This is a genomic window from Kitasatospora sp. NBC_01300 (assembly GCF_041435235.1).
GTDB lineage: Bacteria > Actinomycetota > Actinomycetes > Streptomycetales > Streptomycetaceae > Kitasatospora.
The window spans coordinates 1,415,746-1,430,942 of the sequence record NZ_CP108408.1 but is presented as its reverse complement, the minus strand read 5'-3'; the positions used below and the strand labels follow the sequence as shown (position 1 = coordinate 1,430,942).

The window sequence follows — 15,197 nt, the reverse complement described above, 5'->3', positions numbered from 1 at the left end:
GGTGACGGACCGACTGGTGTACTGGGCGTACGCGCTGGGCTGGGCGGTGCTGAAGCACCTGCCGGAGCGGGTGGCGCGGGGCCTGTTCGACCGGCTGGCGGACTACGCCTGGCGTCGGCGGGGCAAGCGGGTGCTCCAGTTGGAGGCGAACCTGCGCCGGGTCCGTCCGGGACTGGACGAGGCGGGCCTGCGGGCGCTGTCCCGGGCCGGGATGCGCTCGTACCTGCGGTACTGGATGGAGTCGTTCCGGTTGCCGGTCTGGAGCCGGGAGCGGGTGGCCCGGGACGTCAGGTCGGACGGTGTGGAGAACCTGCGCGCGCCGATCGAGGCCGGTCGGGGCGCGGTGATCGCGCTGCCGCACATGGGCAACTGGGACCTGGCGGGCACCTGGGTGGCGCAGCTGGGCTTCCCGTTCACCACGGTCGCGGAGCGGTTGAAGCCGGAGCGGCTGTTCGACCGGTTCGTGGAGTTCCGGGAGGGTCAGGGCATGGAGGTCCTGGCGTTGACCGGGGGCGGGGTGAACGTGATCGGCACGTTGGCGCGGCGGCTGCGCGAGGGTCGGCTGGTCTGCCTGGTGGGGGACCGGGACCTCTCGGAGGCGGGCGTGGAGGTGTCGTTCTTCGGGGAGGCGACCCGGATGCCGGCCGGTCCGGCGGCGCTGTGCCAGCGCACCGGGGCGGCGCTGCTGCCGGTGACGCTCTGGTACGAGGGCTCGGTGATGCGGGCGCGGATCCACCCCGAGGTGCCGGTGCCGCAGGAGGGCGACCGCAAGGAGCGGACGCAGGTGATGACGCAGGCGCTGGCGCAGGTGTGGGAGCAGGCGATCCGCGAGCACCCCGAGGACTGGCACATGCTGCAGCGGTTCTGGCTGGCCGACCTCCCGGTCCGTGAGACGGTGGAGGAGGCGGCCGCGCCGCACTCCGAGGCGGCCCGGGCGGCCGTGCCGGAGCCGGCCGGCGAGCCGGCGGCCGAGGCCTCCGGGTCCTGATCCCGGCCAGCAGGAGTACCCGAAGGAGCATGAGGAACCCGTGAAGATCGGCATCGTCTGCCCGTACGACTGGGACGTCCCCGGTGGGGTGCAGTTCCACATCCGGGACTTGGCCGAGCACCTGATCGGCCTGGGCCACGAGGTCTCGGTGCTGTCGCCGGCCGAGGACGAGGAGGCGTTGCCGCCGTACGTGGTCGGTGCCGGGCGGGCGGTGGCGGTGCCGTACAACGGGTCGGTGGCGCGGCTGAGCTTCGGCGTCCTGTCGGCGGCGCGGACGCGGCGGTGGTTGCACGAGGGCCGGTTCGACATCCTGCACGTGCACGAGCCGGCCGCGCCGAGCGTGTCGATGCTGGCCGCCTGGTCGGCGTCCGGGCCGATGGTGGGGACGTTCCACACCTCCAACCCGCGCTCGCGGGCGATGATCGCGGCCTCGCCGATCCTGCAGCCCGGTCTGGAGAAGATGCGGGCCCGGATCGCGGTGTCGGAGTACGCCCGGCGGACGCTGGTGGAGCACCTGGGCGGCGACGCGGTGGTGATCCCGAACGGCGTGGACGTCGGTTTCTTCGCGGACGCCGAGCCGGACGAGCGCTGGTGCGGCGGTGCGGCGGCCGGGGAGCCGGGCACGATCGGCTTCGTCGGCCGCATCAACGAGCCGCGCAAGGGCCTGCCGACGCTGCTGGCGGCGCTGCCGAAGATCCTGGCCGAGCGGCCGGGCGTGCGGCTGCTGGTGGCGGGCAAGGGGGACGAGGAGGAGGCCGTCGCCGGCCTGGCGCCGGAGGTGCGCCGGCAGGTGGAGTTCCTCGGCATGGTGAGCGACCGCGACAAGGCCCGGCTGCTGCGCAGCGTGGACCTGTACGTGGCGCCGAACACCGGTGGCGAGAGCTTCGGGATCATCCTGGTCGAGGCGATGTCGGCGGGTGCCCCGGTGCTGGCCAGCGACCTGGACGCGTTCAAGCAGGTGCTGGACGGCGGGGAGGCGGGCGAGCTGTTCCCGGTGGAGGACGCGGACGCGCTGGCCGGTGCGGCGCTGCGGCTGCTGGGCGATCCGGGGCGGCTGGGGGAGTTGAGCAAGGCCGCCTCGCGGTACGTGCGGCGGTTCGACTGGTCGACGGTCGGCGCGGACATCCTGGCGGTGTACGAGACGGTGGCGGCGGGGGCCGCGGCGGTGGTCGAGGAGGACGTGCGCAGCGGCCGGCGCGGCCGGTTCGGGCTGGCCCGGGACTGAGCCCGGCGGCCCCGGGACTTTTCCGGGGTGTCGGCGGCGTTAGGGTCGGTCGACCGTATTCGGGCACGACGCATGGGGGCACCGATGCCGCAGATCTCCGTCGACTACTCGCCGAGCCTGGCCGGCTCCTTCGACCGCCGGGCGCTGGGCTTGGCGATCAACCGACTCGCGGTGGGGACGATCGACGCGAAGCCGGAGGCGTGCAAGACGCTGTTCCGGCAGAACGACGACTTCGTGGTGGGGGAGGACGAGGGGGCCGCCGCGCAGGTGTACGTCGAGTTCCAGATCTTCCCGGGCCGTACGCCGGAGGCGAAGGCGGCGCTCAGCGAGGGCGTGCTGGCGCTGCTGGCGGAGCACGTCGCGCCGGCGCCGGGCACCCGGCTGTACACGGCGGTGAACGTCTCCGACGTCGACCGCGGGTCCTACCGGAGCGCGAGCGCGGAGGGCTGAGCCGGTGACACCCGGTAGCGTTGCGCCCCGTGACTACCTGGATCTGGGCCGGCGTGGCCGTGGTGCTCTTCGGCATGTACCTGAGTTGGACGGCTGGTCGGTTGGACCGGCTGCACGCCAGGATCGACGCCGCGCGGGCCGCGTTGGACGCGCAGCTGGTCCGTCGGGCCTCGGTGGCGATGGAGCTGGCCACGTCCTCGCTGCTGGACCCGGCGGCCTCGCTGCTGCTGCTGGACGCGGCGCACGCGGCCCGGCAGGCCGAGGACGATCAGCGTGAGGTGGCGGAGAGCCAGCTGAGCCTGGCGCTGCGGGCGGTGTTCGCCGAGCCGGAGCAGGTGGCGGCGCTGGTGGCGGAGCCGGGCGGCGAGGACGCGGTGCGCGACCTGACGGCGGCGGTGCGCCGGGCGCCGATGGCGCGCCGGTTCCACAACGACGCGGTGCGGGCGGCGCGGGCGGTGCGCGAGCACCGTCTGGTGCGGTACTTCCGGCTGGCGGGGAAGGCTCCGTTCCCGCTGGCGTTCGAGATGGACGATGCTCCGCCGCCCGCGCTCACGCCCGAAGGGGCACCCGCCTAGGCTGTGCTCGGATACGGCCCGTTTGTCGCATCCCGTCGTCCGGGCTGGACTTGGTGGCGCATGGTTGCGTCACCCGTTCCGCCTACCATAGGGCGATAGCACTGGTTCATCTTCGAGTGAGGTCTCACGTGTCCACCACCCCCACCACCGCAGACCAGCCGCAGATCGGTACCGCCCGGGTGAAGCGCGGCATGGCCGAGCAGCTCAAGGGCGGTGTGATCATGGACGTGGTCAACGCCGAGCAGGCCAAGATCGCTGAAGACGCCGGCGCGGTGGCCGTCATGGCGCTGGAGCGGGTTCCGGCCGACATCCGCAAGGACGGCGGCGTGGCCCGGATGTCCGACCCGAACATGATCGAGGAGATCATCGAGGCGGTCTCCATCCCGGTGATGGCCAAGTCGCGGATCGGTCACTTCGTCGAGGCCCAGGTCCTCCAGTCGCTCGGTGTCGACTACATCGACGAGTCCGAGGTGCTGACCCCGGCCGACGAGGTCAACCACTCCGACAAGTGGGCCTTCACCACCCCCTTCGTCTGCGGCGCCACCAACCTGGGCGAGGCCCTGCGCCGCATCGCCGAGGGCGCGGCCATGATCCGCTCGAAGGGCGAGGCCGGCACCGGCAACGTCGTCGAGGCCGTCCGCCACCTGCGCCAGATCAAGAACGAGATCGCCAAGCTGCGCGGCTTCGACAACAACGAGCTGTACGCCGCCGCCAAGGAGCTGCGCGCCCCGTACGAGCTCGTCAAGGAGGTCGCCGAGCTCGGCAAGCTGCCGGTCGTGCTGTTCTCCGCCGGTGGCGTGGCCACCCCGGCCGACGCCGCGCTGATGCGCCAGCTCGGCGCCGAGGGCGTCTTCGTCGGCTCGGGCATCTTCAAGTCGGGCGACCCGGCCAAGCGCGCCGCCGCCATCGTGAAGGCCACCACCTTCTTCGACGACCCGAAGATCATCGCGGACGCCTCCCGCAACCTCGGCGAGGCCATGGTCGGCATCAACTGCGACACCCTGCCGGAGACCGAGCGCTACGCCAACCGCGGCTGGTAGTCGCCCCCTGTGCCGGCCCGTCGCAGCGCCTCGGCGCGCGGCGGGCCGCGTCACGTACATCCGTAGAACGATCTAACGAGGTTGAAGACCGTGAGCACTCCAGTCATCGGCGTCCTCGCCCTCCAGGGTGACGTCCGCGAGCACCTGGTCGCGCTGGCCGAGGCCGACGCGCTCGCCCGCCCGGTGCGCCGTGCCGAGGAGCTGGCCGAGGTCGACGCGCTGGTGATCCCCGGCGGGGAGTCCACCACCATGTCCAAGCTGGCGCTGCTGTTCGGCGTGATGGACCCGCTGCGCGAGCGGGTCGCCGCCGGGATGCCGGTGTACGGCACCTGCGCGGGAATGATCATGCTGGCCGACAAGATCCTGGACGGCCGGGACGACCAGGAGACCGTCGGCGGCATCGACATGACCGTGCGCCGCAACGCCTTCGGCCGCCAGAACGAGTCGTTCGAGTCCGGTGTCGCCTTCGCTGGCCTGGGCGACGCGCCGGTGCACGGCGTCTTCATCCGGGCCCCCTGGGTCGAGGGCGTCGGCGCGGGTGTCGAGGTGCTGGCCGAGCTGCCCGCCGCGGACGGTCCGGAGAGCCGGATCGTGGCCGTGCGCCAGGGCAACCTGCTGGCGACCTCCTTCCACCCGGAGCTCACCGGCGACCACCGCGTGCACGCCTACTTCGTCGCGATGGTCGAGGAGCACCTGGGGCGGCGCTGACCGTGTGCGCCTTTCCGGTGACGACACCGGTAAGATCTCATCTGTTTCATTTCCCTTTGGCGACGTAAAGGAGCTGGCGAATGTCCGGCCACTCTAAGTGGGCTACCACCAAGCACAAGAAGGCCGTGATCGACGCCAAGCGCGGCAAGCTCTTCGCCAAGATGATCAAGAACATCGAGGTGGCGGCGCGCACCGGCGGTCCCGACCCGGCCGGCAACCCGACCCTCTACGACGCCATCCAGAAGGCGAAGAAGAGCTCGGTCCCGATCGACAACATCAACCGCGCCGTCAAGCGCGGTGGCGGCCTGGAGGCCGGCGGCGCCGACTACCAGACCATCATGTACGAGGGCTACGGCCCGAACGGCGTCGCCGTCCTGATCGAGTGCCTCACCGACAACCGCAACCGCGCCGCCTCCGACGTGCGCGTCGCGATGACCCGCAACGGCGGCTCGATGGCCGACCCGGGCTCGGTGTCGTACCTGTTCACCCGCAAGGGCGTCGTGATCGTCCCCAAGGCTGACGGCGTGGACGAGGACAAGCTCTTCGAGGTCGTCCTCGACCAGGAGCCCGAGGAGATCAACGACCTCGGCGACGCGTTCGAGATCGTCTCCGAGGCCGCCAAGATGGTCGCCGTGCGCACCGCGCTGGTGGACGCCGGCGTCGACTACGACTCGGCCGAGGCCAACTTCCTCCCGAGCATGCAGGTCGAGCTGGACGTCGACGGCGCCCGCAAGATCCTCAAGCTGATCGACGTGCTGGAGGACAGCGACGACGTGCAGAACGTCTTCGCCAACTTCGACATCTCCGACGAGGTCGGTGCGCAGCTCGACGCCGAGTGATCGTTCTCACTCCCCGGCCCGGCGGTCTCCCGACCGCCGGGCCGGTGTCTTTGCGGGCGCTGTCGGACCCGGACGGTAGCCTTCGCAGGTCGCCCGCCGTGGGCCGGAGGGCCTGCCCGGGCCGGTGCGCCCGGAGGCGGGCGGCGACCAACGAGAGGCGGGGCTGTGGTACGGGTACTGGGCGTGGACCCGGGGCTGACCAGGTGCGGGATCGGCGTGGTCGAGGGTGCGCCGGGGCGGCCGCTGCGGATGCTCGGGGTCGGTGTCATACGCACCCCCGCCGAGGACGAGATCGGGCGGCGGCTGCTGCTGGTGGAGCAGGGCATGGAGGCCTGGCTCGACGAGCACCAGCCCGAGCTGGTCGCCGTCGAGCGGGTGTTCGCCCAGCACAACGTCCGGACGGTGATGGGCACCGCCCAGGCCAGCGCGGTCGCGATGCTCTGCGCCACCCGGCGGGGCATCCCGGTCACCCTGCACACCCCGAGCGAGGTCAAGGCCGCCGTCACCGGCTCCGGCCGGGCCGACAAGGCGCAGGTCACGGCCATGGTGCAGCGCCTGCTGCGGCTGGACGCCCCGCCCAAGCCCGCCGACGCCGCCGACGCGCTGGCGCTGGCCATCTGCCACATCTGGCGCGGCGGGGCGGTCAACCGCCTGGAGGCCGCGGTACGGGCGGCCCGCGCCACCCCCCTGAAAGGAAGCAGCCGGTGATCGCCTTCGTGCAAGGGCCCGTGGCGGCCATCTCCTCCGGACTGGCCGTGGTCGAGGTCGGCGGGGTCGGCATGGCCGTGCAGTGCACGCCGAACACGCTGGCCGGGCTCCGGCTGGGTGAGCCCGCCCGGCTCGCGACCTCGCTGGTGGTCCGGGAGGACTCGCTGACCCTGTTCGGCTTCGCGGACGACGACGAGCGCGCCGTCTTCGAGATCCTCCAGGCCGCGCCGGGCGTCGGCCCGAAGCTGGCGCAGGCGATCCTCGGGGTGCACAGCCCCGACGCGCTGCGGGCCGCGGTGGCCGGCGGCGACGAGAAGGCGCTGGTGGCCGTGCCCGGCATCGGGAAGGCGAAGGCCGCCAAGCTGCTGCTGGAGTACAAGGACAAGCTGGGAGCCCCGCACGGCGCGGTGCCGGCGCAGAAGCCGATCGCGAGCGGTCCGGCCCCCTGGGGCGAGCAGCTGCACTCGGCGCTGACCGGTCTCGGCTACGCTCCGCGCGAGGCGGACGAGGCGGTCGTGGCCGTCACCCCCGAGGCGGAGGCCCAGCAGACGCCGGACGTCGGCGCACTGCTCCGGCTCGCCCTGCGCGGCCTCAACCGATCCCGCTAAAGCCATCTGGCGATCTGTCCTCTTGTCGACTTTGGAGCATGTGCTGATGAGTCCGTACGACTCGGACCCGGGCGACCGGCTGGTGACGGCCGCCGCCGACGGGGAGGACCAGGCGGTCGAGGCGGCGCTGCGCCCCAAGCTGCTGGACGAGTTCATCGGTCAGGAGCGGGTGCGCGAGCAGCTGTCCCTGGTGCTCCAGGCGGCCCGCAAGCGCGGCAGCGCGCCCGACCACGTGCTGCTCAGCGGGCCGCCCGGGCTGGGCAAGACGACCCTGTCCATGATCATCGCCGCCGAGCTGGGCGCCCCGATCCGGATCACCTCCGGTCCGGCGATCCAGCACGCGGGGGACCTCGCGGCGATCCTCTCCTCGCTCGCCGAGGGCGAGGTGCTCTTCCTCGACGAGATCCACCGGATGTCCCGGCCGGCCGAGGAGATGCTCTACATGGCGATGGAGGACTTCCGGGTCGACGTGATCGTCGGCAAGGGCCCGGGCGCCACCGCCATCCCGCTGGAACTGCCGCCCTTCACCCTGGTCGGCGCCACCACCCGGGCCGGCCTGCTGCCGCCCCCGCTGCGCGACCGCTTCGGCTTCACCGGGCACATGGAGTTCTACGCCCCGGCCGAGCTCGAACGGGTGGTGCGCCGCTCGGCCACCCTGCTGGACGTGGAGATCGACCCGGCCGGCGCCGCCGAGATCGCCGGCCGCTCGCGGGGGACGCCGCGCATCGCCAACCGGCTACTGCGCCGGGTCCGCGACTTCGCGCAGGTGCGGCACGACGGTCAGGTCACCGCGGAGATCGCCGCCCGGGCGCTGGACGTCTACGAGGTGGACGCCCGCGGTCTGGACCGGCTGGACCGCGCGGTGCTGACCGCGCTGCTGCGGCTGTTCGGCGGCGGACCGGTCGGTTTGTCGACTCTCGCGGTCGCGGTGGGGGAGGAGTCCGAGACGGTCGAGGAGGTGGCGGAGCCCTTCCTGGTCCGCGAGGGCCTGCTCGCCCGGACCCCGCGCGGCCGGATCGCCACGGCGGCGGCCTGGCAGCACCTCGGGCTGACCCCGCCGGTCCAGACCGGCCGGGGCGCCGTGCCCGTGCAATCCGAACTCCTCCGGGCCGACGAGGGCTGAACGGGTGATCGCCGCCCGACGGGTCCCGGGAGGCGTCCGATGCGCCACCCCGGTGAGCGGCCCGCGTGCGAGCCGGGGGCGAAGTCCGGGGAAACTGTGCAGGCGGAGGGTCGCCACTTTCGGCGGCAGGATGCGATGCTTGGCGTTGTCCGATCAGTTCGGGGTCGCCTAGACTCCGCCGGACCGCCCCGCTCACCTGACGGGCCGACCAATACCACACAGGCCGCCGGTCGGCGGCCCGTAAAGGACCCTGGCTGCAGTGAACTTCATCATCCTTCTCCTCCCGATCATCGCGATCGTGCTCATGTTCCGGTCGCAGAAGAAGCGCCAGTCGCAGATGCAGCAGATGCAGACCTCGCTGGAGCCAGGGGCGGGGGTGCGCACCATCGGCGGCCTGTACGCCCAGGTGAAGGCGGTCAACGAGGAGACCATCGAGCTGGAGATCGCGCCCGGCGTGGTCACCCACTTCACCAAGAGCGCGATCGCCGCTGTCCTGGACCCCCAGGAGTACGACGCGATCATCAACGGTCGCCCCGCCGATGACGAGCTGGCCGAGCCGGAGGCCGAGGACGCCGACGCCGAGCCGGTCGAGGACAAGCCGCTGACGCTCACCAAGGACGGCGGCGCCAAGGGCGACGTCGAGGGCGGGGCTCCCGCGAGCAAGTAGTACGGTCGGGCACCAGCCCGGCCGCGCGGCCCAGTGCCGCGAGCCCACAGGACCTCAGGGCCGCAGAACCGCCATGCCCCCGTCCCGCCACAAGCCGGACGGGGGTCCGGTTGGGGGAGTGGCATGGACAGGGAGAAACGAGCAAGGTGGCAACACCCAAGTCGCGCCCGCGCGACGGCTACCCAGGGCGGGCGCTGGCCCTCATCCTGGTCGTCACCGTCGGACTGGTCGCCCTCATGTTCGGGACGGGCCACACCAAGCCCCGGCTCGGAATCGACCTCGCCGGTGGCACCAGCATCACGCTGACCGCGAAGTCGACAGACCCCAAGGCGATCAGCAAGTCCAACATGGACATCGCCACCGGGATCATCGAGCGCCGCGTCAACGGCATGGGTGTCTCCGAGGCGGAGGTGCAGACCCAGGGCGACAACACGATCATCGTGAACATCCCCAAGGGCGGCAACCAGCAGAACGCGGCGGACCAGGTGGGTACCACCGCCAAGCTGTTCTTCCGCCCGGTCCTCGCGGTGGCGCCCAGCGGCTTCACGCCGCCGGCGCCCACCAGCTCCCCCTCGGCCACCGGCACCCCGAGCGCGGCCCAGTCCGCCGGGTCCACCGCCTCGCCCGGCGCGAGCGCGTCCGGCACGCCCAGCGCGAGCGGCACCAAGCAGGGCCGCCCGGCCGGTGAGGCGCTGGCCGCCGACGCCAGCCCGAGCGCCGCCGCCACGGGCGCGAGCACCGCCCCGAGCGCCGCGACCACGCCGTCCGCGCCCGCCACCCCGCCCAGCGCCGCGGACGTCAGCGCCGCGATGACCCAGGGCACCGTGCCGCCGGAGCTGGCCGCGGCCTTCACCGCCCTCGACTGCACCAAGCCCGAGGTCCGCGCGGCCCAGACCGGCGCCGAGGACAAGGCCGTCGTCGCCTGCTCGCAGAAGCCCGAGAACGGCTACTACGAGAAGCTCGCCCTCGGCCCCGTCGCCGTGAAGGGCTCGGACGTCTCCAAGGCCCAGCCGAGCCTCGACACCCAGACGGGTGCCGGCTGGCAGGTCCAGCTGCAGTTCAACGGCGCCGGCACCGACGCCTTCACCAAGGTCACCGGCCAGCTCGCCACCCAGACCCCGCCGAACAACCAGTTCGCGATCGTGCTGGACAACCAGGTCGTCTCGCACCCCGAGGTCAAGAACGTGATCCCCGGCGGCAGCGCCGTGATCACCGGCCGCTTCAGCCAGACCGAGGCGCAGGACCTGTCCAACGTGCTGGGCTACGGCGCCCTGCCGCTGGAGTTCAGCAAGAGCGACATCACCACCGTCTCCCCGGCGCTCGGCAGCGACCAGCTCGAGGCCGGTCTGATCGCCGGCGCGATCGGCATGCTGCTGGTCGTGCTCTACTCGCTGGTCTACTACCGCGGCCTCGGCCTGGTCTCGATCGCCGGTCTGCTCGTCTCGGCGGCCCTGACCTACTCGATCATGAGCCTGCTCGGCGCGGGGATCGGCTTCGCGCTGAACCTGCCCGCGGTCTGCGGTGCGATCGTCGCGATCGGCATCACCGCCGACTCCTTCATCGTCTACTTCGAGCGCATCCGCGACGAGGTCCGCGAGGGCGCCCCGCTGCGCCCGGCGGTCCAGCGGGCCTGGCCGCGCGCCCGGCGCACCATCCTGGTCTCGGACTTCGTGTCCTTCCTCTGTGCCGCCGTGCTCTACGTGGTCTCGGTCGGCAAGGTCCAGGGCTTCGCGTTCACCCTGGGGCTGACCACCGCGCTGGACGTCGTGGTGATCTTCCTCTTCACCAAGCCGGTGATCACGCTGCTGGCCCGGCGCAAGTTCTTCGCCAACGGTCACCCGTGGTCCGGCCTGGACCCGAAGCGGCTGGGCGCCCGCCCGCCGCTGCGCAGCAGCCGTCGTCGTAGCCCCTCCTCTGCCGCCGTGAAGGAGGCCTGACACCGTGTCACGCTTCTCCAATCTGGGACACCGGCTCTACCAGGGCGAGGTCAGCTTCGACTTCGTCGGGCGCCGCAAGCTCTGGTACTCCATCTCCGGCGTGATCGTGCTGATCGCGGCGATCGGTCTGGCGATGGGCCTGCACCTGGGCATCGAGTTCAAGGGCGGCTCGGTCTACACCGTGGCCAAGCCGGGGCTGACCGTCTCGCAGGCGCAGGAGACGTCCAACCAGATCGTCTCCTCGCACCCGCTGGTGCAGTCGACCGACAACGGCAAGATCCGCATCCAGGTCAGCACCGAGGAGCCGAAGAGCTCGGACGAGATCCGCGCTCAGCTCTCCGAGAAGCTGGGCGTTCCGCTGGACACCGTCGAGGCCCAGGTGATCGGCCCCAGCTGGGGCAAGCAGATCTCCTCGAAGGCACTCACCGGTCTGATCATCTTCATGGTCCTGGTGACGGTCTACCTGGCGATCGCCTTCGAGTGGCGGATGGCGGTGGCCGCCCTGGTCGCCCTCATCCACGACCTCCTGATCACCATCGGCGTGTACGCCCTGGTGGGCTTCGAGGTCACCCCGGGTACGGTGATCGGCTTCCTGACCATCCTCGGGTACTCGCTCTACGACACGGTCGTCGTCTTCGACACCGTGAAGGAGAACACCAAGGACCTCACCAAGCAGAACAAGCGCACCTACAGCGAGGCGGCCAACGCGGGCCTCAACCAGACCCTGGTGCGTTCGCTCAACACCACCGTGGTCGCCCTGCTCCCGGTCGCCGCGCTGCTGTTCATCGGTGGCGGCATCCTGGGCGCCGGCACGCTGAACGACATCTCGCTGGCGCTGTTCATCGGCCTCGCGGCCGGTGCCTACTCGTCGATCTGCGTCGCCACCCCGCTGCTGGCGCAGCTCAAGGAGGAGCAGCCGGAGATGAAGGCGCTGCGCAAGCGGGTCCTGCAGCACCGGGCCGCGGCCGCTGCCAAGGCCGCCGACGAGGTGCCGGCGGACGAGGAGATCGCGGACGAGGACCTGCCTGCGGGTATGGTCGGTCAGCGCGGCCGGGCGGCCGGCACCACGCGTGCCAAGGGCCGTCCGTCCACCAAGCGCTGAACCGACCCGATCGTAAGGACACGCCGTGACCACCGCCGACACCGCACTGGCCGAGCTGTTGAACAGCCGGATCCGGGACGTCCCGGACTACCCGAAGCCGGGTGTGCTGTTCAAGGACATCGCGCCGCTGCTGGCCGACGCCGAGGCCTTCGGCGCCCTCACCAGGGCGCTGGCGGACCGGGCGCGGGAGCTCGGGGCGACCAAGGTGGTGGGCCTGGAGGCGCGCGGCTTCGTGCTGGCGGCTCCGGCGGCCTTCGCGGCCGGGCTCGGCTTCGTGCCGATCCGCAAGCAGGGCAAGCTGCCCGGCGAGGTGTTCCGGCGCTCGTACGAGCTGGAGTACGGCTCGGCGACGCTGGAGGTGCAGTGCGACGCCTTCGCGCCCGGTGAGCGGGTGCTGGTGGTGGACGACGTGCTGGCCACCGGTGGCACCATCGGTGCCTCGCTGGACCTGGTGAAGGAGGCCGGCGCCGAGCTGGTGGGCGTCGTGGTGCTGATGGAGCTGGGCTTCCTGGACGGCCGGGACCGGCTGGCCGGGCACCTGAACGGCGCCCCGCTGGAGACGCTGGTCACGGTCTGAGGGACCTGAACGAAGGGCGGCGGTCGGATCATCCGACCGCCGCCCTTCCGTTTCCGGCCCGGGTGGATGAACGCCCGGGCGCCCGGCTCGGTACCATGAAGATTCACCCCCTCCCGGTTGCGCCCGACCGTACGGGCCGCGGCAGGGGTCGGCCCCGGTGCCCCGAGGAGAGTCCTTGCCCGACGAGGTTGTGCCCACGGCCGAAGCGGCCGCCCCCGACAACCGTCCCACGCCCTCGGGGGCCACCCCGGCACGCCCGGCGCCGACCTCCTCGCGACCGACCGGCCCCACCGGGCGCGGCTCCTCCTCGGGTGGCATGCGCGCCCGCCTGGCCCGCCTCGGCGGCCAGCGCTCCAGCGTGCTCAACCCCGTGCTGGAGCCGCTGTTCCGGTCGATCCGGGCGAACGACCCGAAGGCCGACCCGGCGCTGCTGCGGGACATCGAGCGGGCCTACGCCGTCGCCGAGAAGTGGCACCGCGGGCAGAAGCGCAAGAGCGGCGACCCGTACATCACCCACCCGCTGGCGGTGGCCACCATCCTGGCCGAGCTGGGGATGGACGCCCCGACCCTGATGGCCGGGCTGCTGCACGACACCGTCGAGGACACCGACTACGGCCTGGAGACCTTGCGCAAGGACTTCGGCGACTCGGTGGCGCTGCTGGTGGACGGCGTCACCAAGCTGGACCGGGTCAAGTTCGGCGAGGCCGCGCAGGCCGAGACCGTCCGCAAGATGGTCGTCGCGATGGCCAAGGACCCGCGGGTCCTGGTGATCAAGCTGGCCGACCGCCTGCACAACATGCGCACGATGCGCTACCTCAAGCGGGAGAAGCAGGAGAAGAAGGCCCGCGAGACGCTGGAGATCTACGCCCCGCTGGCGCACCGGCTGGGCATGAACACCATCAAGTGGGAGCTGGAGGACCTCGCCTTCGCGATCCTCTACCCCAAGATGTACGACGAGATCGTCCGGCTGGTCGCCGAGCGCGCCCCCAAGCGGGACGAGTACCTGGCGACCGTCATCGACCAGGTCCAGGGGGACCTGCGCGGCGCCCGGATCACCGCCTCCGTCACCGGCCGGCCGAAGCACTACTACTCGGTCTACCAGAAGATGATCGTCCGGGGCCGGGACTTCGCCGAGATCTACGACCTGGTGGGCATCCGGGTCCTGGTCGACACCGTCCGCGACTGCTACGCGGCGCTGGGCACCATCCACGCGCGGTGGAACCCGGTGCCGGGGCGGTTCAAGGACTACATCGCGATGCCCAAGTTCAACATGTACCAGTCGCTGCACACGACGGTGATCGGCCCCGGCGGCAAGCCCGTCGAGCTCCAGATCCGCACCTTCGACATGCACCGCCGGGCCGAGTACGGCATCGCCGCGCACTGGAAGTACAAGCAGCGCGCGGTGGCCGGCGCGTCCAAGGTCCGCACCGACACCCCGACCCAGGTCCGCAAGGACGACAAGGCCGGCGCCGTCAACGAGATGGCCTGGCTGCGGCAGCTGCTGGACTGGCAGAAGGAGACCGCCGACCCGGGCGAGTTCCTGGAGTCGCTGCGCTTCGACCTGGCCAGCAACGAGGTGTTCGTCTTCACGCCCAAGGGCGACGTGATAGCCCTGCCGGCCGGCGCGACCCCGGTCGACTTCGCCTTCGCGGTGCACACCGAGGTGGGCTACCGGACGATAGGGGCCCGGGTCAACGGGCGGCTGGTGCCGCTGGAGTCGACGCTGGAGAACGGCGACGCCGTCGAGGTCTTCACCTCCAAGGCGGAGAACGCCGGCCCGTCCCGGGACTGGCTGGGCTTCGTCAAGTCGCCGCGCGCCCGCAACAAGATCCGCGCCTGGTTCTCCAAGGAGCGCCGCGAGGAGGCGATCGAGCACGGCAAGGAGGCGATCGTCCGGGCGATGCGCAAGCAGGGCCTGCCGATCCAGCGGATCCTGACCGGCGACTCGCTGGTCACCCTGGCCCACGAGATGCGCTACCCCGACATCTCCTCGCTCTACGCCGCGATCGGCGAGGGCCACGTCACCGCGCAGAACATCGTGCAGAAGCTGGTCCAGGCGCTCGGCGGCGAGGAGGGCGCCACCGAGGACCTCGCCGAGACCGCGACCCCGACGCACGACAACCGCCGGGCGGTGCGACGCCGGGCCAAGGGAGACCCGGGCGTGATCGTCAAGGGCGTCGAGGACGTCTGGGTCAAGCTGTCCCGCTGCTGCACCCCGGTGCCGGGCGACCCGATCGTCGGCTTCGTGACCCGCGGCAACGGCGTCTCGGTGCACCGCGCCGACTGCGTCAACGTCGAGTCGCTGAGCCAGCAGCCCGAGCGGATGATCGACGTCGAGTGGGCCGCCACCCAGTCCTCGGTGTTCCTGGTGGCCATCCAGGTCGAGGCGCTGGACCGCTCCCGGCTGCTCTCGGACGTCACCCGGGTGCTCTCCGACCAGCACGTCAACATCCTGTCGGCGGCGGTGCAGACCTCCCGCGACCGGGTCGCGATGAGCCGCTTCACCTTCGAGATGGGCGACCCGAAGCACCTCGGCCACGTGCTCAAGGCCGTGCGCGGCGTCGAGGGCGTCTACGACGTCTACCGCGTCACCTCGGCCCGCAAGTAGCGCCCGGCGCGCCGAGGCGGCGCCCCGGGCACGAGAGAGCAC

General features: G+C 71.8%; 15 protein-coding genes. All 15 read left to right on the top strand.

Annotated features, from left to right (window positions below; translation table 11 throughout):
• The first annotated feature begins 1 nt into the window (after window position 1).
• The 15 genes from OG556_RS06190 to OG556_RS06120 all read left to right on the top strand — a co-directional run bounded on the left by OG556_RS06190 (window position 2) and on the right by OG556_RS06120 (window position 15,155).
• Entirely contained in the window at window positions 2–988 is a 987-nt protein-coding gene (locus OG556_RS06190; protein ID WP_371516223.1) for a phosphatidylinositol mannoside acyltransferase, read from the top strand.
• Window positions 989–1,028: 40 nt separating this feature from the next.
• Window positions 1,029–2,213 carry a glycosyltransferase family 4 protein gene (locus tag OG556_RS06185; protein WP_371516222.1) on the top strand — a complete coding sequence of 395 codons (1,185 nt, stop codon included), beginning with the start codon at window positions 1,029–1,031 and terminating at the stop codon, window positions 2,211–2,213.
• 84 nt (window positions 2,214–2,297) lie between these two features.
• Complete coding sequence (locus tag OG556_RS06180) at window positions 2,298–2,663, top strand: 5-carboxymethyl-2-hydroxymuconate Delta-isomerase (RefSeq protein WP_371516221.1); 366 nt, start codon at window positions 2,298–2,300, stop codon at window positions 2,661–2,663.
• A gap of 74 nt (window positions 2,664–2,737) precedes the next feature.
• Window positions 2,738–3,238: a hypothetical protein gene (locus OG556_RS06175; RefSeq protein ID WP_063350972.1), complete on the top strand. Its 501-nt coding sequence runs from the start codon at window positions 2,738–2,740 to the stop codon at window positions 3,236–3,238.
• Between the two features lie 128 nt (window positions 3,239–3,366).
• Window positions 3,367–4,278 carry a pyridoxal 5'-phosphate synthase lyase subunit PdxS gene (gene pdxS / locus OG556_RS06170; RefSeq protein WP_063346811.1) on the top strand — a complete coding sequence of 304 codons (912 nt, stop codon included), beginning with the start codon at window positions 3,367–3,369 and terminating at the stop codon, window positions 4,276–4,278.
• 90 nt (window positions 4,279–4,368) lie between these two features.
• Window positions 4,369–4,986: a pyridoxal 5'-phosphate synthase glutaminase subunit PdxT gene (gene pdxT, locus OG556_RS06165; protein ID WP_371516220.1), complete on the top strand. Its 618-nt coding sequence runs from the start codon at window positions 4,369–4,371 to the stop codon at window positions 4,984–4,986.
• Window positions 4,987–5,066: 80 nt separating this feature from the next.
• The gene (locus OG556_RS06160) at window positions 5,067–5,825 is read left to right on the top strand and encodes a YebC/PmpR family DNA-binding transcriptional regulator (RefSeq protein ID WP_350877883.1); all 759 of its coding nucleotides are present in this window, start codon (window positions 5,067–5,069) and stop codon (window positions 5,823–5,825) included.
• A 165-nt stretch (window positions 5,826–5,990) separates the two neighbouring features.
• Window positions 5,991–6,533 carry a crossover junction endodeoxyribonuclease RuvC gene (gene ruvC, locus OG556_RS06155; protein WP_371516219.1) on the top strand — a complete coding sequence of 181 codons (543 nt, stop codon included), beginning with the start codon at window positions 5,991–5,993 and terminating at the stop codon, window positions 6,531–6,533.
• On the top strand, window positions 6,530–7,141 hold the full coding sequence (gene ruvA, locus OG556_RS06150; RefSeq protein WP_371516218.1) for a Holliday junction branch migration protein RuvA: 612 nt from the start codon (window positions 6,530–6,532) through the stop codon (window positions 7,139–7,141). The genes ruvC and ruvA overlap by 4 nt, the downstream gene beginning before the upstream one ends.
• A gap of 46 nt (window positions 7,142–7,187) precedes the next feature.
• Window positions 7,188–8,264, top strand: coding sequence for a Holliday junction branch migration DNA helicase RuvB (ruvB, locus tag OG556_RS06145; protein WP_371516217.1), 1,077 nt, complete (start codon window positions 7,188–7,190; stop codon window positions 8,262–8,264).
• A 259-nt stretch (window positions 8,265–8,523) separates the two neighbouring features.
• Window positions 8,524–8,931: a preprotein translocase subunit YajC gene (yajC, locus tag OG556_RS06140; protein WP_363583076.1), complete on the top strand. Its 408-nt coding sequence runs from the start codon at window positions 8,524–8,526 to the stop codon at window positions 8,929–8,931.
• 146 nt (window positions 8,932–9,077) lie between these two features.
• Window positions 9,078–10,868 (top strand): protein translocase subunit SecD, encoded by a 1,791-nt coding sequence (secD, locus tag OG556_RS06135; RefSeq protein ID WP_371516216.1) that lies wholly within the window; start codon window positions 9,078–9,080, stop codon window positions 10,866–10,868.
• A gap of 4 nt (window positions 10,869–10,872) precedes the next feature.
• Entirely contained in the window at window positions 10,873–11,970 is a 1,098-nt protein-coding gene (secF, locus tag OG556_RS06130; RefSeq protein WP_371516215.1) for a protein translocase subunit SecF, read from the top strand.
• Window positions 11,971–11,995: 25 nt separating this feature from the next.
• Complete coding sequence (locus OG556_RS06125) at window positions 11,996–12,547, top strand: adenine phosphoribosyltransferase (RefSeq protein ID WP_371516214.1); 552 nt, start codon at window positions 11,996–11,998, stop codon at window positions 12,545–12,547.
• A 157-nt stretch (window positions 12,548–12,704) separates the two neighbouring features.
• Window positions 12,705–15,155, top strand: coding sequence for a bifunctional (p)ppGpp synthetase/guanosine-3',5'-bis(diphosphate) 3'-pyrophosphohydrolase (locus OG556_RS06120; protein ID WP_371516213.1), 2,451 nt, complete (start codon window positions 12,705–12,707; stop codon window positions 15,153–15,155).
• Window positions 15,156–15,197: the final 42 nt, after the last annotated feature.